This is a genomic window from Denitromonas iodatirespirans (genome assembly GCF_018524365.1).
GTDB classification, from domain to species: Bacteria; Pseudomonadota; Gammaproteobacteria; order Burkholderiales; family Rhodocyclaceae; genus Nitrogeniibacter; species Nitrogeniibacter iodatirespirans.
On record NZ_JAEKFT010000004.1, the window covers coordinates 133,118 to 157,465 of the forward strand.

At 66.2% G+C, this 24,348-nt stretch carries 28 protein-coding genes; 7 read left to right on the forward strand and 21 right to left on the reverse strand.

The annotated features are described in order from the left end of the window. Positions 1 to 69: 69 nt before the first annotated feature. From I8J34_RS04905 to nifH, 9 genes are all read right to left on the reverse strand, one after another. A complete protein-coding gene (locus I8J34_RS04905) occupies positions 70 to 972 on the reverse strand; it encodes a hypothetical protein (RefSeq protein ID WP_214360266.1) in 903 nt (300 codons plus the stop codon). Positions 973 to 1,034: 62 nt separating this feature from the next. After that, the gene (locus I8J34_RS04910) at positions 1,035 to 1,814 is read right to left on the reverse strand and encodes a 4Fe4S-binding leucine-rich repeat protein (RefSeq protein ID WP_214360267.1); all 780 of its coding nucleotides are present in this window, start codon (positions 1,812 to 1,814) and stop codon (positions 1,035 to 1,037) included. Between the two features lie 4 nt (positions 1,815 to 1,818). Next, positions 1,819 to 2,082 carry a DUF6129 family protein gene (locus I8J34_RS04915; RefSeq protein WP_214360268.1) on the reverse strand — a complete coding sequence of 88 codons (264 nt, stop codon included), beginning with the start codon at positions 2,080 to 2,082 and terminating at the stop codon, positions 1,819 to 1,821. Beyond that, the gene (locus I8J34_RS04920) at positions 2,079 to 2,813 is read right to left on the reverse strand and encodes a dinitrogenase iron-molybdenum cofactor N-terminal domain-containing protein (protein ID WP_214360269.1); all 735 of its coding nucleotides are present in this window, start codon (positions 2,811 to 2,813) and stop codon (positions 2,079 to 2,081) included. The genes I8J34_RS04915 and I8J34_RS04920 overlap by 4 nt, the downstream gene beginning before the upstream one ends. 66 nt (positions 2,814 to 2,879) lie before the next feature. Continuing rightward, on the reverse strand, positions 2,880 to 3,071 hold the full coding sequence (locus I8J34_RS04925) for a 4Fe-4S binding protein (protein ID WP_214360270.1): 192 nt from the start codon (positions 3,069 to 3,071) through the stop codon (positions 2,880 to 2,882). A 17-nt stretch (positions 3,072 to 3,088) separates the two neighbouring features. Further along, entirely contained in the window at positions 3,089 to 3,316 is a 228-nt protein-coding gene (gene nifT / locus I8J34_RS04930) for a putative nitrogen fixation protein NifT (protein ID WP_214360271.1), read from the reverse strand. A 109-nt stretch (positions 3,317 to 3,425) separates the two neighbouring features. Beyond that, complete coding sequence (gene nifK / locus I8J34_RS04935) at positions 3,426 to 4,994, reverse strand: nitrogenase molybdenum-iron protein subunit beta (protein WP_214360272.1); 1,569 nt, start codon at positions 4,992 to 4,994, stop codon at positions 3,426 to 3,428. 118 nt (positions 4,995 to 5,112) lie between these two features. Continuing rightward, entirely contained in the window at positions 5,113 to 6,588 is a 1,476-nt protein-coding gene (nifD, locus tag I8J34_RS04940; RefSeq protein ID WP_214360273.1) for a nitrogenase molybdenum-iron protein alpha chain, read from the reverse strand. A gap of 174 nt (positions 6,589 to 6,762) precedes the next feature. Further along, entirely contained in the window at positions 6,763 to 7,647 is an 885-nt protein-coding gene (gene nifH, locus I8J34_RS04945; RefSeq protein ID WP_214360274.1) for a nitrogenase iron protein, read from the reverse strand. A 115-nt stretch (positions 7,648 to 7,762) separates the two neighbouring features. Here nifH and I8J34_RS04950 point away from each other — a divergent pair, with 115 nt between their 5' ends. The 3 genes from I8J34_RS04950 (at position 7,763) to I8J34_RS04960 (ending at position 10,070) form a co-directional block, all read left to right on the forward strand. Further along, positions 7,763 to 8,662, forward strand: a complete 900-nt coding sequence (locus tag I8J34_RS04950) for an NAD(+)--dinitrogen-reductase ADP-D-ribosyltransferase (protein WP_214360275.1) — start codon at positions 7,763 to 7,765, stop codon at positions 8,660 to 8,662. Positions 8,663 to 8,808: 146 nt separating this feature from the next. Beyond that, positions 8,809 to 9,675 (forward strand): SIR2 family protein, encoded by an 867-nt coding sequence (locus I8J34_RS04955; RefSeq protein WP_214360276.1) that lies wholly within the window; start codon positions 8,809 to 8,811, stop codon positions 9,673 to 9,675. Next, the gene (locus I8J34_RS04960; RefSeq protein WP_214360277.1) at positions 9,669 to 10,070 is read left to right on the forward strand and encodes a bacteriohemerythrin; all 402 of its coding nucleotides are present in this window, start codon (positions 9,669 to 9,671) and stop codon (positions 10,068 to 10,070) included. Before I8J34_RS04955 ends, I8J34_RS04960 begins: the two co-directional genes overlap by 7 nt. 48 nt (positions 10,071 to 10,118) lie before the next feature. Here the strand turns inward: I8J34_RS04960 and draG are convergent, their stop codons facing one another. From draG to nifL, 12 genes are all read right to left on the reverse strand, one after another. Then, the gene (draG, locus tag I8J34_RS04965) at positions 10,119 to 10,994 is read right to left on the reverse strand and encodes an ADP-ribosyl-[dinitrogen reductase] hydrolase (RefSeq protein ID WP_230411713.1); all 876 of its coding nucleotides are present in this window, start codon (positions 10,992 to 10,994) and stop codon (positions 10,119 to 10,121) included. 250 nt (positions 10,995 to 11,244) lie between these two features. Next, on the reverse strand, positions 11,245 to 11,817 hold the full coding sequence (locus tag I8J34_RS04970; RefSeq protein WP_214360279.1) for a nitrogen fixation protein NifQ: 573 nt from the start codon (positions 11,815 to 11,817) through the stop codon (positions 11,245 to 11,247). Between the two features lie 58 nt (positions 11,818 to 11,875). Beyond that, entirely contained in the window at positions 11,876 to 12,241 is a 366-nt protein-coding gene (locus I8J34_RS04975) for a 2Fe-2S iron-sulfur cluster-binding protein (RefSeq protein ID WP_214360280.1), read from the reverse strand. Between the two features lie 60 nt (positions 12,242 to 12,301). Beyond that, a complete protein-coding gene (locus I8J34_RS04980) occupies positions 12,302 to 12,589 on the reverse strand; it encodes a 2Fe-2S iron-sulfur cluster-binding protein (RefSeq protein WP_214360281.1) in 288 nt (95 codons plus the stop codon). A 145-nt stretch (positions 12,590 to 12,734) separates the two neighbouring features. Further along, a complete protein-coding gene (locus I8J34_RS04985; protein ID WP_214360282.1) occupies positions 12,735 to 14,009 on the reverse strand; it encodes an FprA family A-type flavoprotein in 1,275 nt (424 codons plus the stop codon). After that, a complete protein-coding gene (locus tag I8J34_RS04990) occupies positions 14,002 to 14,448 on the reverse strand; it encodes an ArsC/Spx/MgsR family protein (protein WP_214360283.1) in 447 nt (148 codons plus the stop codon). The genes I8J34_RS04985 and I8J34_RS04990 overlap by 8 nt, the downstream gene beginning before the upstream one ends. Before the next feature lie 20 nt (positions 14,449 to 14,468). Continuing rightward, a complete protein-coding gene (locus tag I8J34_RS04995; RefSeq protein WP_214360284.1) occupies positions 14,469 to 14,750 on the reverse strand; it encodes a 4Fe-4S dicluster domain-containing protein in 282 nt (93 codons plus the stop codon). Positions 14,751 to 14,760: 10 nt separating this feature from the next. Then, the gene (nifB, locus tag I8J34_RS05000; protein WP_214360285.1) at positions 14,761 to 16,272 is read right to left on the reverse strand and encodes a nitrogenase cofactor biosynthesis protein NifB; all 1,512 of its coding nucleotides are present in this window, start codon (positions 16,270 to 16,272) and stop codon (positions 14,761 to 14,763) included. Positions 16,273 to 16,426: 154 nt separating this feature from the next. Then, positions 16,427 to 16,705: a nitrogen fixation protein NifZ gene (locus I8J34_RS05005; protein WP_230411714.1), complete on the reverse strand. Its 279-nt coding sequence runs from the start codon at positions 16,703 to 16,705 to the stop codon at positions 16,427 to 16,429. Continuing rightward, positions 16,702 to 17,031: a (2Fe-2S) ferredoxin domain-containing protein gene (locus I8J34_RS05010; protein WP_214360286.1), complete on the reverse strand. Its 330-nt coding sequence runs from the start codon at positions 17,029 to 17,031 to the stop codon at positions 16,702 to 16,704. The genes I8J34_RS05005 and I8J34_RS05010 overlap by 4 nt, the downstream gene beginning before the upstream one ends. 157 nt (positions 17,032 to 17,188) lie before the next feature. Then, positions 17,189 to 18,796, reverse strand: a complete 1,608-nt coding sequence (gene nifA / locus I8J34_RS05015; RefSeq protein ID WP_214360287.1) for a nif-specific transcriptional activator NifA — start codon at positions 18,794 to 18,796, stop codon at positions 17,189 to 17,191. Positions 18,797 to 18,815: 19 nt separating this feature from the next. Further along, positions 18,816 to 20,348: a nitrogen fixation negative regulator NifL gene (nifL, locus tag I8J34_RS05020; protein WP_214360288.1), complete on the reverse strand. Its 1,533-nt coding sequence runs from the start codon at positions 20,346 to 20,348 to the stop codon at positions 18,816 to 18,818. A gap of 266 nt (positions 20,349 to 20,614) precedes the next feature. On the opposite strand from nifL, the gene rsxA reads away from it, so the two are divergent. The 4 genes from rsxA to I8J34_RS05040 are packed head-to-tail and all read left to right on the forward strand — an operon-like array spanning position 20,615 to position 24,347. Continuing rightward, positions 20,615 to 21,193 (forward strand): electron transport complex subunit RsxA, encoded by a 579-nt coding sequence (gene rsxA / locus I8J34_RS05025; protein WP_214360289.1) that lies wholly within the window; start codon positions 20,615 to 20,617, stop codon positions 21,191 to 21,193. Positions 21,194 to 21,205: 12 nt separating this feature from the next. Further along, the gene (locus I8J34_RS05030) at positions 21,206 to 21,754 is read left to right on the forward strand and encodes an RnfABCDGE type electron transport complex subunit B (protein WP_214360290.1); all 549 of its coding nucleotides are present in this window, start codon (positions 21,206 to 21,208) and stop codon (positions 21,752 to 21,754) included. Further along, a complete protein-coding gene (gene rsxC, locus I8J34_RS05035; protein ID WP_214360291.1) occupies positions 21,745 to 23,256 on the forward strand; it encodes an electron transport complex subunit RsxC in 1,512 nt (503 codons plus the stop codon). Before I8J34_RS05030 ends, rsxC begins: the two co-directional genes overlap by 10 nt. Continuing rightward, a complete protein-coding gene (locus I8J34_RS05040) occupies positions 23,253 to 24,347 on the forward strand; it encodes an RnfABCDGE type electron transport complex subunit D (RefSeq protein WP_214360292.1) in 1,095 nt (364 codons plus the stop codon). Before rsxC ends, I8J34_RS05040 begins: the two co-directional genes overlap by 4 nt. The last annotated feature ends 1 nt before the right edge of the window (position 24,348 follow it).

Sequence of the window (24,348 nt, forward strand, 5' to 3'; positions counted from 1 at the left end):
TGTCGGGTCGTTTGTGGCAAACCCGACAAGCGTCTGTCCCTTGTCCGGTAGCCGGCGCGGCTGCGGCGCTCACACGCCGTAGGGCGAATGCAGCCACCCGCGCACCACCTCGATGTCCCGATCCGGCAGATAGGCAAAGCCGGAAAGCATGTCTTCAACCACGCTTCGGGCCACCCAGTGCGGCACCGCCTTGGTGGTCAGCATGTGGAAGTACCAGGCCATGGGATAGCCGACCGCACGGTCGAAGCGGGTCAGCGCGCCGGCCAGGTCGACGCCGGAGGCCTGCGGATCGGCTTCGAAATCGGGCGGCTCACCGGCCATCGCAGGGATCGGCCGGGCGCGGAAGACCGGCTGATGATAGTGGTCGACATGTTCGCGGGTACTGACCACCCAATGATTGGAGAAACAGGTGGCGCCATCGGCACTGCTACCGGCCCAGTCGATCAGCATGCGCTCGATGCCGGAAGGCTGGCTGCTGCGTGAGCGCATGCGCTCGAAAAAGGCGCCGATATGCTGGAGGCGGCGAAACTGAAAGCATGGCAAGCCGATCGGCACCAGACCCGGCGCACCGTCGCGCGGATCAACGATCTCGTCGACGGTTGACGGGTGCGAGGCGAACAACCGATGGGCGCGCATTTCCTGCAACTCTTCCACTTCGAGTTGCAGGAAGGCGTCCGGATCGCCGCCGGCCGGAGCGACGAAGTAGTGGGTCTTTCCGGTCAGCCGGGTTGCATAGAGCGGCCGGCCGTCCTGGGCGTCTTCGAACGCACCCGCATCGCCGTTGCATGCGTCCAGCCCGGCCTGCGCCCATGCTTCCAGGTCGTGCATCACGGACTGTCCGTCGGCATCCACCACCCCGCCGAGACGGTACCAGCCACCACGTGTCAGCGCATGGCGGAAGCGCCATTCGGGCAACGCCGCCGCGAAAGCCTTGAGGAGCCCTGCCTCGCCCTTGCTGACCGGCGTTCTCAAGCAGCTCTCGACAATTGCGGGCGATAGCGATTTACAGTATTCCGGCCAAGCCAGCGGTGATTTCATGATGAGCTTCCTCGGGGGTGACCATGCGCCGGATCGCACAGGCGGGCCGCCGCCGCATCGCGCACCTCGGGTTCGGGGTCGGTGGCGGCGACGCGGGCCAGTGCCTCCGGTAGTGCGTTGGCCACTGCCGCCAGGCGGACCCACCATTCGGCGTCCTCCAGCATGCGCTCGGCCAGACCGGGCAGCGCCCGCTCGGCGACGATGGCCCGCACTTCGGGCGCACTGTCGCCGGCCAAGCGGCTCAGGGCGAATGCCGGCAGGCGCGCTGCGACGACCTTGCGGACTTCGCGGTCGGGGTCGCGCACCAAAGCCATCAGCTGCCCGTGCGGCAGGCGCCTGGCCACCGTGGCCCGAATGACATAGTCGGGGTCGTACATCATGCGCGGAAGCAACGGCACCGGCACCCGCGCGGCCACGGACTGGCGCACCTCTCGGTCGGGGTCGCCGATCATGCCGGCCAGCGCATCCTCGGGCAGGCGCAGGGCAACGGTGCGGCGCACGACTTCGTCCGGATCGTCCTTGAGGCGCATGACCTCGGTGAGCGGTGCGTAGCGTGCGGCGATGGCGCGACGCTCCCAGAAGATGTCGTCCAGATACGCCCCCGCCTCTTCCGGATTTGCCCGCAGAAACCGGTCGATCTGGCGCCCGCTGTGGGCCCGGATGCAGGTATCGCCCGGGATGCATCGCCCGACGTTCAGCAAGGCGGGCAGGTACACGCAGCCGGCACACAGCCCGCCGCCACGCGCCCCCTCGACGGACCCGACATCGGCGGCCATACGCTCACACCTCATCGACCTTGTCGGCGATGAGGATGCCGGTGGCGACGGCGGGGTCATGGGTCAGGGTCAGGCAATGGCCGGACGCACCGGCGATCAGGTACAGGCGGTGCTCGTCCAGTGCGAGTGCGGCAGTGAAGCGCGGCGACACATCGTCATCCGAGCAGGACGAAAAGTGCAAGGCCGGAAACCGTTCGCGCAGATCGGCGATCGACGCCTTGGCGGCCAGCGCTGCGCCCACCTCGGCCAGTTGTCGCGGGTCGATCATGACGACGATGCCTCGGCCTCGAGCCCGGCCGCGAAACGGGCCAGCGAGGTCGCCGGCACACCCATGATCTGGGCCAGCCAGGGCGGCGGACTGGCCAGGCGACCCTGCAACTCGATCAACACCTCGCGCGCGGCACCTCCATCTGCCTTCTTGACCGGATGCACGCCGGCACGCACCGCCTTGGCCGCGGCCGGCCCGCCGATGGATTGCACATAGACCAGCTGGCAATCGCCGATCAGGGCGGCGCGCGCCGCATTCTTGTCGTCGGCCGCGTCGGTGTCGGTGGTGCTGCGCACGTCGACCAGCCGGATCTCCGCCATGCCCACCTGATAGATGAGGAAGCGATCGCAGGAGCCAAAATGCCCGTCCAGGTTCTCGCCGCGGTTGGCGGCAACGGCCACCCGCAGCGAACCGGGCATGTCGCCGTCGGCATACGGCTGGACGACCGGAAAGTCACGGGCCTCGACGCCTTCGCCCCACAGCAGACGCACGGCGCGTTTGAGCTGCTCGTGATTCGCACTCACATGGCAGCCCTGTTCGGCGAAATCGCCGGCGAGCAGCTCACGCAAGGTATCGACCGTCACGCCGGCGAGTTTCCGCTCGGTCAACGGCGCCGCCAGGGTGTCGACCAGCGCGTCGACGAAAGCGCGGATCTCCAGGCCGTCCAGGGCGCGGGCAGCCAGCGCGATGCGCAGCGCCGCCTCGCGCGAAGCAATGGGGGTGTCGGACATGATTCGCTCCTGCCAAGTGGGCTCAATGGAGCGCCGGTGCGGCGACCGGCGCTCGGTTGAACCCGCTTACGCGGGGCCGATACAGCCCGACGGACAGACGTCCACACACAACGGCGAATCGGCATGACCGTCGCACTCGGTGCAGGTCGCTGCGTCAATGGTGTAGAAAATCTTGCCCTTGTGGATGGACTTGGTCGGACACACCGGGCGACAGTCGTCGCAGGCGGTGCACATGTCGGGATCGATGGTCATTGCCATGGTGGACTCCTCCTGATTCAGTCCTCGGCGGCGCCGAGGCGACGAGCACGCAGGGAGATGGGCAGGCGCGGGGGGCGGGCGATGGGCTCGATGTAATAGGCACCGCCGTTGTCGAGCTTCAGTTCGCCGCCCCACTTCTCCGGGGTATCGAACTCGATCGACTCGATGCTCGCCTCGAGGTCGCGCTTGGGCAGGTAGAAGCTCAGACCGCCGTGCTCAGCCTGTCGGATCATGATGTTGGCCATGGTGGGCTCCTGGGTCGTGGCGGGTGGTGGCTTGGCCGGCCAAAGCCCGCCCTGCGAGTGACGACGTGCGCCTTTCGCCGGGCCGGCTTCAGCCGCCAATGCCAGCCGATCAACGAATGAGGTCGAAGTTGTAGTCCGTCGTCCCCATGCCGATGGTTTCCTTGTCGAGTTGCTCGAGCACGGCGTTGGTCAGCGTGGTGACGACCTGGATCATGCCCTCGTAGCCCATCGTCGTCTGGCGGTGCAGATGATGGCGGTCGAACAGCGGGAAGCCCAGGCGGATCAACGGCACTTCGAACGCCTCCCCCTTGTAGCGGGTGTCGCGCTGGATGTACTTGCCGTAGGAGTTGCCGATCAGGAAATCGGGCTTGTCGGTGAAGCACAAGCTGCGCAGATGCCACAGGTCGTTGCCCACATAGACCTTGCCATTGACGCCGAAGGGGCTATCGTCGAGGAGCTTCTGCATCGCCTTGCCCCAGCGCTTGTTGGCGTTGTTCGACAGGATGTGCGTGGGCTCGGCGCCGCATTCGAGCAGGATCTTGACCAGGCCCATGACGAAGTCCGGATCGCCGTAGAGCGCGAACTTCTTGCCGTGCAGCCAGGCATGGCTGTCGGCGAGCACGTCCATGGCCCGGCCGCGCTCCTTCTCCAGCGACTCGGGGATCGCCTTGCCAGTGATCTCCGACACTTTCATCAAGAACGCGTCGGTCCAGTCGATCCCCATCGGAATGTTGAGCTTGGGGACTTCGTGGTTCCACGTGTTCTCGACGAACTTGCGGGTCTTCTCCAGTTGAGTCGGTTGCATCAGGAAGGTGGTGCAGGCGTTCGGCGCATCCTTGATTTCGTCGATGGTGGTCCCGCCGGAATACATCCGGAATTCACCATCGGACGGGGTATCGAAGACTTCCGACGGATCCGACAGCAGCGTGTGGCCGACCCCCATCTCGCTCAGCATGCGCTTGATGACGCGGTAGTTGCCCAGATAGGTCTCGAAACCCGGCACGATGTTGACCTTGCCGTTCGAGCCGACCTTCTTGTCCTCCATGCTGTTGAGCGTGAAGGAGCGCAGGATGCCCTCCTCCATGTTGTCCCAGCCGGTGGTGTGGGAGCCGACGAAGGACGGCGTATGGGCGAAGGGCACCGGATAGTCCTGCGGGATGTGCCCCTCCTTCTTCGAGTTGTTGATGAAGGCGTTGAGGTCGTCGCCGATGACCTCGGCCATGCAGGTGGTGGACACCGCGATCATGTCCGGCTGGTAGAGCGCCTTGGCGTTGGCCAGACCGTCGAACATGTTCTTCTGGCCGCCGAACACCGCGGCGTCTTCCGTCATCGAGTCGGACACACAGGAGCACGGCTCCTTGAAGTGGCGGTTGAAGTAGGTACGGAAGTAGGCCACGCAACCTTGCGAACCATGCACGTAGGGCAGGGTCTTGTGGAAACCCGAGGCGCACAGCACGGCGCCCAGCGGCTGGCAGGCCTTGGCCGGATCGACGGTCAGCGCCTCGCGCTGGAAGTTGAGGTCCTGGTACTCGGCGGTGGTGGTCCACATGAAGGTTTCCCACACCGTGTCCGCGGCGTGGCCTTCCTCGAAAGCGGCCTTCTTGTTGCCGAGCGATTCCTTGTAGTCGTCGTCGCGGAACAGCGGGTAGCAGGGCTTGATGGTGTCTGCGGTTTGCATTGCATATCTCCTTGCCCGCGCCGCTCATCCGCGGCGCCGGGCGCAAGAATGGGGTACCCGTAGGGCCGGCTTCAGCCGGCCTCCCACGTTGCTTGGCGGGTTGAAACCCGCCCTACGGTCAGGCAGCGATGGCCTCGTTCTCCGCGTCGCTCGTCTTCTTCCAGGGCGGCGTCATGTTGTGCCACACCGGATTGGCCAGCGCGATGTCCATGTCGCGGGCGAAGATGGCGAAGCCGTCATAGCCGTGGTAGGGGCCGGAGTAATCCCAGGAGTGCATCTGGCGCAGGGGAATGCCCATCTTCTGAAAGATGTACTTCTCCTTGATGCCGGAGCCGACCATGTCGGGTTTCAGCCGCTTGACGAACTCCTCGAGCTCGAAGCCGGTGACGTCGTCATACAGCAGGGTGGCGTCGCCCATCTCCTTGATCGTGCGGTCGTAGTCATCGTTGTGACCGAACTCGTAGCCGGTGCCGATCACCTCCATGCCGAGGTCCTCGTAGGCGCCGATGACATGGCGCGGGCGCAGGCCGCCGACGTAGAGCATCACCTTCTTGCCTTCCAGGCGCGGGCGGTACTTGGCGATGATCTCGTCCATCATCGGCTGGTAGCGCGCGATCACCTGTTCGCACTTTTCCTTGATGGAATCGTCGAAGAAGGCCGCGATCTTGCGCAGCGACTCAATGATCTTGGTCGGCCCGAAGAAGTTGTATTCCATGTAGGGAATGCCGTACTTCTCTTCCATGTGCCGACTGATGTAGTTCATCGAGCGGTAGCAGTGCAGCAGGTTGAGCTTGACCTTGGGCGTGTTCATCATCTCGGCGAGCGTGCCGTCACCCGACCACTGCGCCACCACCCGCAGGCCCATTTCCTCGAGCAGGATGCGGGTCGCCCAGGCGTCGCCACCGATGTTGTAGTCGCCGATGATCGCCACGTCGTAGGGCGTGCTCTCGTGAGGCTGCCCGTCGCGCTTGTCGAGCACCCAGTCACGGATCGCGTCGTTGGCGATGTGGTGGCCGAGCGACTGCGACACGCCACGGAAACCTTCGCAACGCACCGGCACCACCGGCTTGTCGAAAGAGGCCGAGGCCTTCTTCGAGACCGCCTCGATGTCGTCGCCGATCAGACCGATCGGGCACTCCGACTGCACCGAGATACCCTTGTTGAGCGGGAACAGGCCCTCGATCTCCTCGATCAGCTTGGCCAGCTTCTTGTCGCCGCCGAAGACGATGTCCTTCTCCTGGAAATCCGAGGTGAAGTTCATCGTGCCGAAGCTGTCCACACCGGTCGTCCCGACGTAGTAGTTCCGGCGCCCGGCGCGGGAATACTGGCCGCAGCCGACCGGGCCGTGGGAGATGTGGATCATGTCCTTGATCGGGCCCCATACCACCCCTTTTGAACCGGCATAGGCACAACCGCGGATGGTCATCACCCCCGGCAGCGACTTGCGGTTCGAGGTGATGCACTTCTTCGATTGCTCGACACTCTGGTCATTGACGGCCAAGTGCTTGGCACGGTCCTTCTTTGCTTTTTCGGGATAAACCTCCAGCACCTCGGCAATGAGGGCGTCGGTTTCGTCTCGGGTCAATACCGCCATTTCAGTTCTCCTTCGACATCTGCGCTCATCTGCGCAAGACACCAAAAAACGTGACTTCGATTTCGGGCGAGGCTTGGGATGAGTGCGTGCAAAACCCCACAGGCAACATGGCGGGTTCGCACGCCGATCGGCAGGCGTCTCTCGCGCCCAACCCAAGCGACGGATTCGCCCAGATCAACCTGCAGCCAACTCCTCGGCGGTCTTGCCGATGATGGTTTCGTCTTCGGCCTCCATGATGCCGAACTCCATCAACAGCTCTTCGAGCTCTTCCATCTCGATGGGGGTCGGAATGACGAAGTTGGTGTTGTCGTTGATCTTGCGGGCCAGCGCGCGGTACTCGTCCGCCTGCTTGTGCTTGGCGTCGTACTCGATCACCGTCATGCGACGGATCTCGGCATGCTGCACGGCGTTGTCACGCGGCACGAAGTGAATCATCGTGGTGCCCAGGCGGGCCGCCAGCGCCTCGATCAATTCGTCCTCGCGGTCGGTGTTGCGACTGTTGCAGATCAGCCCGGCCAGGCGCACGCCCCCCGAGTTGGCATATTTGACGATGCCCTTCGAGATGTTGTTGGCCGCATACATCGCCATCATCTCGCCCGAACAGACGATGTAGATTTCCTGCGCCTTGTTCTCGCGGATCGGCATCGCGAAACCGCCGCACACCACGTCGCCGAGCACGTCGTAGAAGACGAAATCGAGGTCTTCGTCATAGGCCCCCTCCTCTTCGAGGAAGTTGATGGCCGTGATGACACCGCGGCCGGCGCAACCGACGCCGGGCTCCGGACCGCCGGACTCGACACACTTGATGCCGCCATAACCGACGGAGAGCACGTCTTCGAGTTCGAGGTCTTCCACCGAGCCGGCTTCCGCCGCCAGGTGCATGACCGTGGTTTGGGCCTTCGAGTGCAGAATCAGGCGCGTGGAGTCGGCTTTGGGATCGCAGCCGACGATCATCACCTTCTTGCCGGACTCGGCCAGCGCCGCAACCAGGTTCTGGGTGGTCGTCGACTTCCCGATCCCCCCCTTCCCGTAGATGGCGCATTGACGCAACTTTGCCATGGTGTAATCTCCTTTTTGCTGTCAGTCGGTTTGCAGGAATTCATGAGTGTCGCGACTCACGTTCTGCACGTTGCGTGCCAGATCGACCGACAGCACACAAGCCGTTGAATTACCAATGCAAAAAGAAAATTCGCCGGTTTCCCCCGGCGCGGCGAGGTCCGACAAAACCCCCACGCCTTGTCGGGGTACCGACAAAAGCACCCTGCCGCGCGATGCCCGCCTGCCCATCAACCGCTGCAACCTGCCGGCCGTCATCCTCGGCAGCCTGACCTACCAGCGACATCCCGCCCCGCTGCGGATCGACGGCGTCGAGCAGCTGCACCGGGATCTGTTCCGACGGCTAGACGCCGCCCCGCCCGCCGCGCGCGCCGACGTCTTTCGCGACTACATGACCGTCGTATTCCGTCTGCAGCACCCCGAAGACATCGGCTACACCGGCAACACCGGGCGCGAAGGGCATGGCGGCCGCATCCGCGCCACCTGGGATCGCCTCCTGCGCGGCTGGAGTTTCGATGCCGACCGTCAGGAAGGCGCCGTGCTCAAGGCCTGGGTCGAGTCGCGCTTCGGCCTCGTGCCACGCTTCCATGGCGCGCCGCTGCGCGATCCGAACGGCGAGGCCTACCGCCGCTATCAAGAGATGCGCGCCCGCGGCCTGTACGGCACCAATGCCCTCGAAGCCCAACTCGACCTGGTCTATGCCTTTTGCCAGCATGCGCAGGCCAGCCGCCACCGGGCGACCCGCTCCATCACGCTCTACCGGGGCATCAACCAGCTGGCCGACCACGAAGTGCTCGACACCGGAGCCAATGGTCACCGTCGCGTGTTGCTCAACAACCTCAACTCGTTCACCGACAACCGGGATCGCGCGGGCGAATTCGGCGACTACATCCTCACCGCCGACATCCCGGTGCCGAAGCTCCTGTTCCATGACGGGCTGATGCCGGGCGTCCTGCAAGGCGAGGGAGAGTACTTGGTGATTGGCGGCGTGATCGAGGCCAAGATCACCACCTGGTGAGCCGCGTGTGAGGATGCCCACCCGCGCTGTGGCAAACCCCACAATGCGGGCCACCACGACACAGCAACCCATTGGTTTACCTGGCTTTCGCCTTGGGCCCGGATTTTGCTCCTTAGGCACCACGCATCTCTTGTGGAGCCAAACCCATGCCCCCCGACCTCTACGACACCCTGCAGGCCGGCCTGGCCGACGGCAGCATCGTGCCCTACCTGGGGCCCGGCGTTCTTGCCGACGTCACCCAGGTCGACAGCGCGGTCCGCATCCCCGCCGACAGCGATTCGTTGATCCTGGCCATGAACGATGGCCGCCCGATGGCCCCGAAGTTGATGTACGAATTTCCACGCGCCGCGATGAACATCGAACTCAAGCGCGGGCGCAGCGCCGTGACCCGCTTTCTGACACGCACCTACGGCGAAACCGCCTGGACCCGCGGCGCCGTGCATGAGTGGCTCAAGGCCCTCGCCCCGCGCTACGTGGTCGACATCAACCGCGACACCCAGCTGCAGGACAGCTACGCGCACACCCCGCACAACCTGATCGTCGGCATCGCCCGCATGGCCGGCACCGCCTTCCGCTACAAGCTCTACCGCTGGGACGGCAGCGCCTACCACCCGACCGAAGCGCTCGACCTGGCGCTGCCGATCCTCTTCAAGCCCATGGGCACCCCGCAGCCGGAGGCCAGCTACATCGCCTCCGACGCCGACTATGTCGACTACATCACCGAGCTCATGGGCGGCTTCGCCATTCCGCCGCAGCTCAAGGCCTTGCGCGCCGGCAAACGCTACCTGCTGATGGGTTTGCGCCTGAACCGGGACACCGAGCGCATGGTGATGGCCGATATCGTCTACAACGCCGGCACCCCGACCGGCTGGATCCTGCTGCCGGACGCCAACGCCAAGGAACGGCGGTTCTGCCAGAAGCTCGGCCTGCAGATCATCGACAGCGACATCTTCACCTTCATCGCGGGCACCCAAACGGCCCGCCCCGCGCTTGCGCAGGTCCATCCATGCTGACCGCAACCGACAGGGCCGGGCATGCCCTCGGCGTGACGGAAATGGATGACACGCACCGGACCTTCGTCGGCTACCTTGACGCGCTGGCCAAGGCTTCCGAGGCGGACTTTCCGGGTCTCTTCCACCAGCTGCTCGGCCACACTCGCAAGCACTTCGAGCGCGAAACGCAGCTCATGCACGAATGCAGCTTTCCGGCCATCGCCGAGCATGGCGCCGAACACGCCCGCGTACTGGCCGACCTCACGCACCTTGCGATCCGGGTTCAGCAAGGCAACCTCGTGATGGCCCGCACCTATGTCTCTGGCCTGCCGGACTGGTTTCGACACCACCTCGCCACCATGGATTCGGCCCTCGCCGCCCGACTCAAGGCACACGCGACGCACCAGGTTCCGTGATCGCAGCCGGGCACCGCGTATCGATGCTAGGCGTGGTGACGGGTGGGCTTAGCGCCGCGACACGCACGATGCCAGGCGGATGGCCTGCAGGCGACAAGCGGCGTGGGTCGCCGGGTCGAGCGCGGCAAGCCAGCGTTGGGGAATGCCACGGCGGCCGATGCGCGCCCCCATCAGCATGCCGACGATGGCACCGGTGGTGTCGGCGTCGCCGCCGCGATTGACCACGTCCACCAACCCCGCTTCGAAATCGTCGTGTTCGCCCAGGGTCTGCACCACGGCGTGCACGGTGTCGACGATGTAAGCGCTCGGATTGTCGACACGCCGCTCGGGCGGCACGAATACCGGGTGGCGGGTGAACAACATGTCGATGGCGCGAAGGGCGTCTGTCGGCCGACCGGCAAGGCCGGCATGGATGAGCGCAATGAGGCACTCGCAGGCGGCGTCGGACAGCCGGTTGTGATGGGTGACATGCGCCTGGGCGCGATTGGCCGCGGCAATGGCCTCAGGCGGCAGGCCAAAGGTGGCCAGGGCCACCGGCAGCAGGCGCATGGCGGCGCCGTTGCCGGCATCGTGTTCGGATTCGGGTGCGACCGGGTCGCCGGTACGTCGCCAGGCGATGAGGTTGCGGCGCACGGTGTTGCCGATGTCCACCGGCTTGGCGCGCATCCAGGCGTCGAAGGCGCGGGCGCAGGCCTCGGGCACCACCTGGCCGTCATGGGCGAGAATGGCCTCGCCGAGCGCGAGGGTCATGGTGGTGTCGTCGGTGACCGCGCCGGCCTTGAGCTTCAACCAACCGCCGCCGACGATGTGCTTGTGCACGCCGTATCGGTCTGCGATCTCGCGTGGCGTCATGAACTCGACCGTAGCGCCCAGCGCATCGCCGACCGCCAGGCCGAGATAGGCGCCGACGGCGCGGTCGCGCAAGGTGTCAGGGTGTCTGCCCGGAGCTGTCGGGTGCGTGGACATTTATCCGATGGACCGTGTTGAGGCCGGGAGCGCACGCAACGGCACCCCATCCCCCTCCCGGCCTCCCCCTTGAAGGGGGAGGTGATCGGTCATGCGCCTATCCACCGTCGGCGGCCGGATGAATCCGGCCTTACGCGTGGGTAGGCTTCGGCGGCATTCGTAGGGCCGGATTCATCCGGCCAGCGTTGGTCAGCGTCCACTTGAGCCTTCACGCTTCAGGTCCGAAGCACTTGGCGTAGTCCGCGCACTCGCCGCAGGACGGCGCGGGGCACACGTAAATGCCTTCGGCCGCGCAGAACTGGCGGTAGAGGAACTTCTTCCACTTCATGTCGCCGCTGTTCTGCCCGGCCAGCGCCGGGAAGTTGTGCGTGAGCAGGAGGGACAGTTCGCCGCGATCCGCCAGGCCGAGGTCCTGCCACAGGTGGTCGCGTCCGGCGCAGGCGGTGGCGACGATGTCGGCCATCCATAGCTCGGCACGATGTTGGTTGGCGCGGTGCGTGAGCAACAGCTTTTGCAGATCCTCCCACTCGGGAATGTCTTCGACTTCGCGGCCCAGGGTGCGCGGCACCGGGCCGGGGAAGAAGTGGTTGAGCATACGCACGAAGGCAACCGTGCCCAGGCCGAGGTCGGCCGGCAGACAGCCGAAGCCGGCGCTCTGGCCGGCGACCATGCTGGCAAAGACGCGCCGGTTGGGGTCTTGGGCGACGGCGGTGTCGACCGGTCGGCGCAGCAGCTCGGCATGCAGATTGGCACGCATGGCGATGGGGTCGGTGGCGTTCATGGCGCAGCCCTCCGGTGGGGTGCTGCCCGCGGCGCTTGGCGGCGGGCAGCGGTCGCGGTCATTTGCTGGGGTATTCGACCAGCAGGTCTTCGCCGCCGCGCACGATCATCTGGCAGGCCAGACGCCAGTGGTTGGGCGGGATGTCGTCCACATACATTTTGTCGATCTCTTCCTGGGTGATCCGGCCCATCTCCTTGAGCACCGCCACTTCGCGCACGTTCAGCGGGCCGCCCATGGGCCGGCGCTTGCCGTCCACCGAGGAGACCTTGACCAGACAGGTGCCGCAGTCGCCTTCGCCGCAGCCGAAGTCGATGGGGATGTGGTGCTCCTTGGCCAGCGCCAGGATGGTCTGGGTGTGGCTGCCGGCGACGGCATAGACCGTCTTGTCCTTGTGCAGGGTGCTGCTGAAAGTCACGAGTGACATGACAAAACCTCCAAATCTTGATGGTTCGAGGGACTCTCTGTTGCGGTTGTCGGGTAGTGATCAGCCGGGGCGCACGGTGATGTCGCCGCCGAGGACCTGCGCCTGGCAGGCGAGTCGGTGGCCGCGGGGGGCGAGGTTGTCCTTGAGCACCTGGTCTTCGAGCACCGACGGGTTGGCCAGGTGTTCGCCGCCGGAGACGATCTTCGTCAGACAGGTGCAGCACTCGCCCTCGCGGCAACCGTAGGTGATGCCGGCACCGACGCGCTCGGACACCTCGATCAGGCGGGTGCCGGCCGGTACGGTGACGGTGACGCCGATGTCTTCGAAGGTGACTTTGGCTTTGGGCATGGGGGGCCTCAGGCTCGCGGGGAATGGAATGGGGGGGTAGGTCGGATAAGCGAAGCGCCATCCGACGTTTGGGGCCGTCGTGAGCTTGCGGTGTCGGAAGGCGCTTCGCTTTTCCGACCTACGTGCTTGCGAGCATCGTGCGTCTTCATCCGACCAGCGCCGACATGTCGATGGCGCGGTGTTCGACCGTGCCGGTGAGGTGGCGCGCCACGTCCTGGCCCAGCGCCCGGCAGGCGTCCAGCTCGTCGTGGTCGGGCACCAGCTTGACGCGCAGGCCGTCGACCGGCACGCGCAGCTTGAGCCCGCGCAGGCGGTCCTCGATCAGGCGCACGGCCTCGCCGCTCCAGCCGTAGGAGCCGAAGGCGACGCCGAGCTTGCCCTTGACGTTGACGGAGGTAAGCGAGGAGAGCAGATCCCAGATGGGCTTGACCGCATCGGCGTTGATGGTGGGGCTGCCGAAGGCGAGGCCGTCGGCCTCCTCGACCAGATCGCAGAACACATCGGGTTCGCCGCCTTCGAGGTCGTACAGCGAGACGCGCACCCCGCCGACGCGCTCGGCGCCTTCGGCCAGGCATTCGGCCATGCGCCGGGTGTTGCCGTAGGCGGAGAGGTAAAACACCACCAGGGTCTTTTCGCTGCGCGCCTCGTTGGTCAGGCGCGGCGTGGCCAGCTCGCGGTAGCGATGCACGTAGTCGCGCGGGCGGTGGCGCAGGATGGGGCCGTGGGCCGGCGCGATGAGGTGGATGGCGAGCGGTTCGATCAGGGCCAGCGCATCGAGTACATGCTCGCGGAAGGGCCGCATGATGTGCGCGTAGTAGTACTCGAACGAGAAGCGGAAGTCGCCGGCTTGATCGTTGAACAGGCGCGCATCGCAGAAGTGGCAGCCGAACACGTCGCCGGAGAACAGAAAGCCGTCCTCGACCAGGTAGGTACATTGGGTGTCCGGCCAGTGCAGGTAGGGCGTGTGCAGGAAGCGCAGCGTGCGCCCGCCCAGGTCCACCTCGTCGCCGGTGCTCACCGGCGTGTAGTCGGGCAGATCGCTCATGGGCGGCTTGAGCAGGGCCTTGAGCATCATCTGCGCGCGGGTGGACAGATACACCTTGGCCTGCGGGGCGCGGCGCAGCAGTTCGGGCAATGCGCCGCTGTGATCGGGCTCGAGGTGGTTGAGCACGAGGGTGGAGATCTCGTCATAGCGGGCCACCGATTCGAGCCGGCGGAAGAACACCTCGGCGTAGTTCTCCTTCACCGTGTCGATCACAGCCACGCCTTGTTCGCCACGCACCACGTAGCTGTTGTAGCTGGTGCCGTTGGCGGTCTTGAGGATGATGTCGAAGCTGCGCAGATGCGGGTCGAGGGCGCCCACCCAGTGGACGCCCGGGGCCAGCTCGACGGCGTCGTCGGACAGCCCCCGATCAGCCATGGGTCGCCCCCTTGGGATCGGGGCAGGCCGCGTGCGGCACATCGCCCTTGACGCAGCCTTCCATGTTGCGTTCGGGCACCGCCACGTCGACCAGCCCGATCCAGGCATCGACCGCGAAGGTGTCGAAACCGACCAGGCGGGTGCCGTCGACCGCCATCAACGGGCGGCGGATGAGCAGGGGGTCTTCGAGCAGCAAGGCCATGGCCTGCGCGGCGTCGAGCCGCTCGGGCACGATGGCGCCATCGCGCACGGCCGGTGCGCTGCGGTTGAACCACTCGCTCACCGGCAGGGGGGCGAGGAAGGCGCTCAGGCTGTCCGCGGTCCACGGCTCGGCCAGCAGGCTGCGCACCTCTAGGGTGTGGCCCGCCGCTGCGAGCAGTGCCTTTTGTTGCGCATTGCCTGCGCAGCCGGGCTTTTCGAAGAAGATGACGTGGGCCATGGCGTATTCCCCCTTCGGGATCAAGCAAACTCCGGCGGCACCAGCCCGAGCGCGTGCAGCTTCTCGATCGGGATGTTGGTGAGCGATCCGGGGGGATTCAGGGCCTCGCCCAGCTCATCGACGATGGCGCATTCGATCGGGCAGATGGCGGCGCACTGCGGGTCCGGGTGGTCGCCCAGGCACTCGGTGCACTTGTCGTCGTCGATGAGAAAGTGCGGCTTGTCGTCATAGATGGCGTCGTTGGGGCAGACGTCGTAACAGGCCCAGCAATTGACGCATTGGGCGGTGATTTGCAATGCCATGTCGCTCTCCTCAGGCGGCCTTGCCCGCCGCCACCGGCGCAGCAAGCCTGCCGGCGTCGAACATTTCCTTGTACACCGCCATCACGGCGTCCTCGATCGGCGCCATGGCGTGCTCACCGTTGGGCGCGATGCCCGCCGCTTCGAGCATGCCCCAGGGCTCGTAACCGATCTTGGAACAGAGCACGACTTCGCAGCCCGACAGGGTCTTGATGTTGCGCTCGAGCACCGATTCGGGTTCGTCCTCGGTGGCCACGCCTCCCTCGCCACAGGTATCCAGGCCGGCGCAGTACAGCTCGGTCTTGCGGTGACCGATGAAGCGCACGCCGTCGGGTGAGGCCTCGTAGATGAGGAACTCCCTGGCATGACCGAAGTGCTCGGCCACCACGCCGCCCTTGCCGGCCACCGCCATCAGCACCGGCCGGGCATCGGCCGCGATGGACAGATGCACCGGTACCTTGGTGTTCTTGGCGGCCCGGTCGGCTTCCAGCTTGCTGAGGATGTCGTCGTGCACCACCTTGCGCCGTGCCATCGCGGCCTCGTAATCCACGTCCATGACGTCGATCTTGTCGAGGGTGAACTCGTCGCCGCGATCCTCGCCCAGCAGGCCGACCGCGTCGGCACGGCACTGGCGGCAGTGGCGCATCATCGACATGTCGCCCGAGCACTCGTCCTGCAGCGCCTGCAGCTCTTCGTCGGTGGGGCCGCGCTGTGCCATGAGGCCGTAGTAGGTGCCGTGCTCGGCCTCGGCGATGAGCGGCATCACGTTGTGCAGGAAGGCGCCCTTGGCCTTGACGATCTTCGACACTTCCTTGAGGTGCGCGTCGTTCACGCCCGGGATCATCACCGAATTGACCTTCACCAGGATGCCGCGCGAAGTCAGCGCCTCCAGGCCCTTCTGCTGTTGCTCGATGAGGATCTTCGCGCCTTCGATACCGCGGATGCGCTTGTTCTCCCAGTAGATCCACGGATAGATCTTGGCGCCGATCTCCGGGGCCACACAGTTGATGGTGATGGTCACGTGATCGATGTTGTGCTTGGCGATCTCGTCCGCGTACTGGGGCAGGTTCAGCCCGTTGGTGGACACGCACAGCTTGATGTCGGGCGTCTGCGCCGAGAGCATGCGGAAGGTCTCGAAGGTGCGCGCCGGGTTGGCGAGGGGGTCCCCGGGGCCGGCGATGCCCAGCACCGTCATCTGCGGAATCTGTGCCGCCACCGCCTTGATCTTGCGGATCGCCTGGTCAGGGGTCAGCAGCTCCGACACCACACCCGGACGCGATTCGTTCGAACAGTCGTACTTGCGGTTGCAGTAGTTGCACTGGATGTTGCAGGCCGGCGCCACCGCCACGTGCATGCGGGCGAAGTAGTGGTGGGCCTCTTCGGAATAACAGGGATGGTCCTGCACCTTGGCGCGGATGTGATCGGGCAGATGCGACAGGGCGTCGGGTGCGGTACCGCACCCGCTGGATGCGCAACCGCCTCCCTGGGCGCCGCTTGGAGCATTGCTGATGACCGGCAGTTCCACGATGCCTCTCCTTCCTGATGGGCAGTTGATTGCACTGCAGCAATCGTTGTGCCAGAAGTGAATTCGCTGAAAATCAGCATGTTGCGGCGCTGTTTGCGGCGGCTTGTCGGGTTTTTGTCGCATATGACACAAGCCCGCGGCCGACCGGGATCGCTCAACGCGCTGGCCAGTGTTGGCTCAGTTCCTCCGGCAAGACCCCCACCGGATCGCCGAGCGCACCCTCCGGCCCATTCTCGAAGCGCACCAGGTACACCGTCTGCGAAGGGTCCAGTTCGGCATGCCCGGACTGGACCACCATCCCGCACGTACCGGCCGGGGCAATCACGGCGTCTTCGGCCAGGCCCGGCATACCGCCGTCGTTCACGATGTCTTCGGCAGCAAACACCCGCTCACCCGCCGCGTACCGGGCTGCGCCCAAGATCCGCCCGCTCATGCCCACACCTCTGCCGGCGCCAATAAGCGTTCGACCGGTGTGTCGTTCAGCAGGTGCTGGTCGATCAGCATGGCCACATCGTCGGGCTGCACGCCGGTGTACATCACGCCCTCGGGGTAGACCAGCACGCTCGCCCCCAGATGACAGGGGCCGAGACAGCTGGTGTGAGTCAGTTGCAACCCCGACTCCCACAGCTTGCGGGCGGCAAAGGCGTCCGAAAACTGCTGCCACACCTGAGCGCAGCCCTTGTCCTGACAAGACCCGCGCGGATGCCCCGGCGGGCGCCCCTGGACGCAGACCAGGACATGTTTCTTCGGTTTTGCCATAACGTTCTCCTGTGGGACAACGCAGGCATTGCAAGGGAAGTGCCAGATTGAAAGTCGCTTTGAATCAGCAACTTGCCGGATCGGCGGTCTGTCGCCTTTGCGACAAACGGTGGCAGACGTCAGACAGCGGCGGGCCGCAGGGCCCACCCGCCCTGCCTCAGAACTGCTTCACCTCGATGCCCAGTGTCTGGATGCGATAGGCGATCTGGCGTGGCGTCATGTTCAGCAGGCGGGCCGCCTTGGCCTGCACCCAGCCGGCCTGCTCCAGCGCCACGACGACGCGCTCGCGCTCGGACAAGGCGGGGTCGTCGAGATCCGCCACCGGGGCTTGACCGGGCGCTGGCGACGACGTCCCGGCGAGCGCGGGAGCGCGGCCGAGCCCACGCTCGCGGATCACGGAGAACTGGATCAGATCCACGTCGATGTTGCCATCCTCGGACAGCACCGCGGCGCGCTCCAGGCAGTTTTCCAGCTCACGCACATTGCCCGGCCAGGCATGCTTGGCGAGGCGACGGATCGCCATGTCGCTCAGACTCAGGCGGCGCTGCTGATCGGTGCCGATCTTGCCCAGCAGGTGGCGGGCGATATCGGGAATGTCTTCAATCCGCTCACGCAGCGGCGGCAGAAACAGCGGCATCACGTTCAGTCGGTAGAACAGGTCTTCGCGGAAGTCGCCGCTCTCCACGGCGCTTTCGAGGTCGCGGTGAGTGGCGGCAATCACGCGCACATCCACCTTGATCGAGCGGCTGCCACCCACGCGCTCGAACTCTCCCTCCTGCAATACGCGCAACAGCTTGGCCTGGAAGGCGGGCGAGATCTCGCCGATCTCGTCGAGAAACAGCGTGCCTCCATGGGCCTGCTCGAAGCGGCCCTTGCGGCTTTCGACCGCGCCGGTAAATGCGCCCCGCTCGTGACCGAACAGCTCCGACTCGAGCAGGTTCTCCGGCAGCGCCGCGCAGTTGAGCCGCACCATCGGATTGCGTGCCCGCGGGGAGTTGTAGTGGATGGCGTTGGCGATCAACTCCTTGCCGGTACCGGTCTCGCCGCGGATGAGCACGATGGTGTTCCATTTGGCGACCTGACGCGCCTGATCGAACACGCGGCGCATCAGCGCCGAATGGCCGACCATGCTGTCAAAACCATGCTGGTGACGCACGGTGCGGCGCAGGGCATCGCGCTCTTCGCGCAGATGGCTCTTCTCCTGCTCGACCTCGGTGGCCAGGCGCAGGTTCTGACCGATCAGATTGGCAACCATTTCGACGAACTGCACGCGCTCGTCGAGCAGGCCCTCGTCGGGCGCCTCGGGTTGCACGGCCAGCACGCCCTTGAGGTCGCTGCCGATACGGATCGGCACGGCGATGAAGGGCAGTTCGGGCGCATAGACCCCAAGACGGTTCAGGAAGCGCGGTTCATCGGCCACGCGCACCAGCTTGACGGTACGCGGCTTGTCGAGAATCCGGCCGAGCACCCCTTCCCCCGATGCATAGCGGATGTCCGGCAGCACTTCCGCCTCCGGCAAGTGGGCGGCATGCGCCACCAGATCGCCGCTGTCAGCGTCGACCACGGCGATCAGGCCGTGCCTGAGCTCCGCCTCCTCGGCAAGCACGCGCAGCACTTCGCTGAGCGTACCGCCGAAATCCAGCGATCGACTCAGCGCCCGGCTGACCGCATACAGGGCGCCCAGCAACAGGTGATTGAGCTCGTGGGCGCGGCAGAAGCCGGTGGCCGGGTTCAGGTCGAGATGGGCTTTGGCATGATCGTGCATGAGCCGCCCACCCTCCGCTTCAGATCGGGTCGCCATCGATGCGTAGTTCCACGATCGCCGCGCAGCCGCCTTGCGGGCGCGGATTCAGATCGATGATGCCACCGTGGTCGGCGACGACATGCAACGCACGCGACAGGCCGGTGCCCAGATGGCGTCCGCCACCCGCCTTGGCGGAAAAGAAGGGCTCGAAAGCGTGCTGGCGAACCTCGTCCGTCACGCCGGGGCCGGTATCGAGCACGCACACCACGATGCGCTCGTCGGCCGTGCCGCTGGTGATCGACAGCTCGCGCCGCACCCAGCCCTTGATGTTCATGGCCTCGATCGCGTTGTCGACGAGCGCCTTGAACATCGTGCGCAGTTGCAACGGCCGGCCGGCAATCGCCGGCAAGGTCGCCGCCGGCCGCCAATCCACGGTAATGCCGGCGGCCAGCAGCCGCGACGTGCTCACCTCGAGCACGTCGCGCAGGATCTCGTTGAGGTTCACGCTGACCATGATCTCGGGCAGCGCGGGCGGGATCACCTGGCGCAACTGGTCCAGATGTTCGCGACTGGCGGTCAGCGCCTCGTCCAGCACGCTGGCGGCAGCCGGGTCGCGCCGGCGCAGCACGGCCACCGCCGAGCGCATCATGTTGAGCGGCTCATCCATGCGGAACACCGCCGCCGACAGCCCCTCGCGAATGGCCGCAGTTCGCTCCTCGTCGATGAGCGTCACCTTGAGCGCGGCGGCACGGGCGCGCTCGCGCTCCTCATGCACGCGGGTAACGTCGGCGATGACCAGCAGCAGTCCGCTCATGCTACTGACACAGAAGTAGGTGTCAGCGCAGTCGCTCTGCATCTCGATCACCGACGCCGTGATCGACAGCCAGCGCGCCCCGCCGCCGTGGCGATCGACCCGCGTTTCGCTGTTGATGAACAATGCCGTGCCCGGCTCGGTGGCCGCCAGCGCGGTGCGCCAGTCGGGCCGTGTGGCGTCGAGCAGGTGTTCCGCCGGCTCGCTGACGCCCAGATCGGACACCAGCTTCTTGTAGGCCTGATTGTCGAGCATCACGCGGCCGTTCTGGTCGAGCAGCACCAGCGCGACCGGCGCGGCATCGACGGCCGACTCGATGAGCTTTTTCTGGTTGCGCACGATCCGTTCGAGCCGGTGCAGTTCGGTCACGTCACGGTGGATCCCGAGGAAGTGGGTCACCTTGCCCGCCGAGTTGACCACCGGCGAAATCGCCAGATCCGCCAGGTACAGCTCGCCGTTCTTGCGCTTGTTGAGCACCCGCCCGGTCCACGCGCGCCGCTCGCCCAGGTGCGCCCACATGTCGCGATAGAGCGCCGGCGGCGTGGTGTGGTTGGACAGCAACGACTCGTTGCGTCCCACGACCTCGGCCGCTTCATAGCCGGTGATGCGGACGAACGCCTCGTTGGCAAACAGGATGTTGGCCTTCGGGTCGGTGATGGAGATGGCGATGTCGGCCTGGTCTACGGCCTGCCGGTAGACCTCGGGCGGCAACTCCACCTCCACGCCGGGCTGAAGGGCTTTTCCTTGTGTCGCAGCCGTCATGTGTCGGACTCCTCGCATCGGCGATGCCTGAGTCGAAGCAGGTTTCATGCCGCACCGCAACACACGGGCGTTCTGGCCACAAGGGGGAAATACTGGGGCAAATCCCACGCAGTCTTTGTCGGATTTGCCACAAAAAAGCGCCGCGCCCACGCACCTTTCTGGGGCGCAGGCGCCAAAACCAGCGCAACGTCAGGGCGATGGCGTCGCCGCCGGGCACTGGCACGTCTTGTGCAATGCGGTATGCAACACCCCGAGCGTGGAATGTCATGAAGGAAATCCTCCTCCTGCTGCTGAGCACGGCACTGGTCAACAACGTCGTACTGATCAAGTTTCTCGGCTTGTGCCCGGTGATGGGCGTGTCGAAAAGCACCGACAGTGCCTTGGGGATGGGAATGGCCACCACCTTCGTGCTGACGCTCGCCTCGGCCGCCTCATGGATGCTCGACAACTGGCTGCTGCAGCCGCTGGGGCTGGGCTACCTGCGCATTCTCACCTTCATTCTGGTGATTGCCTCGGTGGTGCAATTCACCGAGATGTTCGTCCGCAAGCGCTCGCCCGCGCTCTACCAGTCGCTGGGCATCTATCTGCCGCTGATCACCACCAACTGCGCCGTCCTCGGCGTCGCCCTGCTCAACGTCGAGCAGCAGTTCGGGCTCTTCAAGAGCTTGCTCTACGGCTTCGGCTCGGCGCTCGGCTTCACCCTGGTGCTGCTGATCTTTGCCGGGCTGCGCGAGCGCATCGCGCTTGCGCAGGTGCCCGCCGCGTTCACCGGCGCGCCGATCGCCTTCATCACCATCAGCCTGCTGGCCCTGGCCTTCATGGGCTTCTCGGGCCTCAACGTCTAAGGAGATTTGCTCATGCTTGCCGCTGTCTCCAGCCTCGCGCTCCTGGGTGCCGCCCTCGGCCTCTTGCTGGGCGCCGCCAGTCGCTGGCTGCGTGTCGAGGGCAATCCGATCGTCGATGAGCTGACCGACATGATGCCCGGCTCCAACTGCGGGCAATGCGGCTTTCCTGGCTGCGGCAAGGCCGCCGAAGCGATCATCGACGGCACGGCGCCGCCGACCTGCTGCCCACCCGGCGGCAAGCCGCTGGCCGCGGCCATCGCGGCCAAACTGGGCCTGACGCTCGATCTGACAACCGTGGCCGACGAGGGGCCGAAAGTGGCCGTGGTCGCCGAGGAGCTGTGCATCGGCTGCTGCCGCTGCAGCAAGGTGTGCCCCACCGACGCGATCATCGGCGCAGCCAAACAGATCCACAACGTCATGCGCGACGCCTGTACCGGCTGCAGCAACTGCATTGAAAAATGCCCCACCGACGCGCTGGCGATGCGCCCGACGCCGATCACTCTGCAGCACTGGGTGATGCCCAAGCCCGCCCTGCACTATCGGGGGATGCCATGCGCCTGACCCGCCTGCTCAAGCCATTTTCCGGTCGTGACTGGGGCATCCACCCGGACGACCACAAACGCCCGGCGGCCGACGCCCCGCTGCGCGTGATGCCCCTCCCCGCGCGACTGTACCTGCCAGTGCAGCAGCACTTGGGTGGCGCCGCGCGGCCGACGGTCGTGGTCGGCCAGAAGGTCCGCAAGGGCGAACGGATCGCGGACGCGCAAGGCATGGTGTCGGCACCGATCCATGCCCCCACCTCCGGCACCGTCGTGGCCGTCACCGACATCACCGCACCGCACCCCTCGGGACTGAGCCTGCCGGCCATCGTCATCGAGGCCGACGGCGACGATGTCTGGGGCACCCTGAGCCCCTGTCCGCGTCCGTTCGAGCTCGCCCCCCAGACCATCAGCGAACGGGTCTACGCGGCCGGCATCGTCGGCATGGGCGGTGCCGCATTTCCCGCCGCGGTGAAGCTCGACGGCGCGGCACGCGCACGGGTCGACACGCTGGTGATCAACGGCGGCGAGTGCGAACCCTACCTGTCCTGCGACGACCGCCAGATGCGCGACTTCGCCGACGAAGTGGTCGAGGGCATCCGGCTGATGCTGCGCGCCACCGGCGCCACCTCGGCCCTGGTCGGCATCGAGGACAACAAGCCGGAAGCCATCGCGGCCATGCGCACGGCCGCCGCAGGGCACGACTGCGTGCGCATCCGGCCGGTACCCGCCCGCTATCCGATGGGCTCCGAAAAACAGCTGGTGCAGGTATTGACCGGCGTGGAAGTGCCGGCGGAGGGCCTGCCGGCCGACATCGGCGTGGTGGTGCATAACGTCGGTACGGCGCGAGCGGTGCGCGCGGCCGTCGTCGAGGGCAAGCCGCTGGTGTCGCGTCTGGTCACGCTCAACGGCAATTGCATGAATGCGCCGGGCAACGTCGAAGTGCGCCTGGGGACGCTGGCCGAAGACGTCATCGCTTTCGCCGGCGGCCTCAAGGGCGATGGGCTCGGCCTGGCGCGGCGGGTGCTCGGCGGGCCGATGATGGGCCTGCAGGTCCCGCACTGGCGCGTACCGGTGGTCAAAGGGACCAGTGGCATTCTGGCGCTCGACGCCGACGAGGCGGCCGCCCGCCAGAGCCACCCGTGCATCCGCTGCGGCCGCTGCGTGCAGGCCTGCCCGATGGGCTTGCTACCCCTCGAGATGAGCGCGCGCATCCGCAACGATGCGCTCACCGACGCGGTCGACCTGGGCTTGAAGGACTGCATCGCCTGCGGCTGTTGCGCCTATGTCTGCCCCTCGCGCATTCCGCTGGTGCAGTACTTCGTGCATGCCAAGGGCGAGCTGTCCCGGCAGGACCGCAACCGCCTGCGCAACGAAGCCACCAAACGGCTCGCCCAGCAGCGTACCGACCGGCTGGCGCGCGAGGCCCGTGAAAAAGCCGAGGCCGCCGCCCGGCGGCGCGCCGAACGCGAAGCCAAGGCAGCCGCCAAGACCGACACCGCCACCGCGGGAGAGTCCGCATGAATCCGCTCACCCAGGGCGCCGCCACGGTCGCCTCCCCGCATGCCCACGGGGGCAATTCGGTCGCCCGTTGCATGCTCGACGTGCAGCTGGCGCTCACCCCCGCCACGCTGTTCGGCTTCTGGCTCTATGGCTGGCCGGCGTTCATCTTGTGGGTGGGCACCATCGCCGCCTGCCTGTTCTGGGAAGCGGTCTGCCTGCGCCTGCAGGGCGTCGGCCGTGTGCGCGAGACGCTGTTCGACGGTTCGGCCGCGCTCACCGGCTGGCTGCTGGCAATGACCCTGCCGCCGTGGGCCCCATGGTGGCTGGCGGTGGTGGGCGGTTTCATCGCCATCGTCATCGGCAAACAGGTCTTCGGCGGTCTCGGGCAGAACGTCTTCAACCCGGCCATGGTGGCGCGGGTCGCCCTGTTGGTGTCCTTCCCGTTGCCCATGACGGCATGGATCAGCCCGTTGCCGCTCCACGCACTGCCGGCACCGGAGCTGCTCGACAGCCTGCGGATCTTCCTTGGCGCGCCGATCCCCGATGCGATGACCAGTGCGACATGGTTGGGCCACGCCAAGACCGAACTGATGCGCGGCGTGGATCTGCTGCAGGTGACGGGCAGCGACACCGCCCCGCCCCTGCCCTGGACCGGGCTGCGCGCCGGCAGCCTCGGCGAATCGTCGGCCGTCCTGCTGCTCGCCGGCGGTCTATACCTGATCGTCCGTGGTGTGATCAGCTGGCATGCGCCCCTGGCGTTGCTGGCCGGGCTGGCCTTGCCGGCGCTCATCGGTCACAGCCTCGATCCGGCCCGCTACCTGGCCCCGTCGGTACACCTGCTCGGCGGCGGCGCCATGCTCGGCGCCTTCTTCATCGCCACCGACTATGTCACGTCGCCCAACACGCGCAGCGGGCAGCTAGTCTTCGGCTTCGGCATCGGCCTGATCGCCTGGATCATCCGCAGTTGGGGCGGATACCCCGAAGGCATGGGCTTCGCCGTGCTGCTGATGAACGCGCTCACGCCGATCCTCGATCGCTTCGTGAAACCGCGCGTGCTGGGGCGCGACCGCCGCGGCCGTCCGCTCGACCTGCCCGAACGGGAGGGCACCTGAC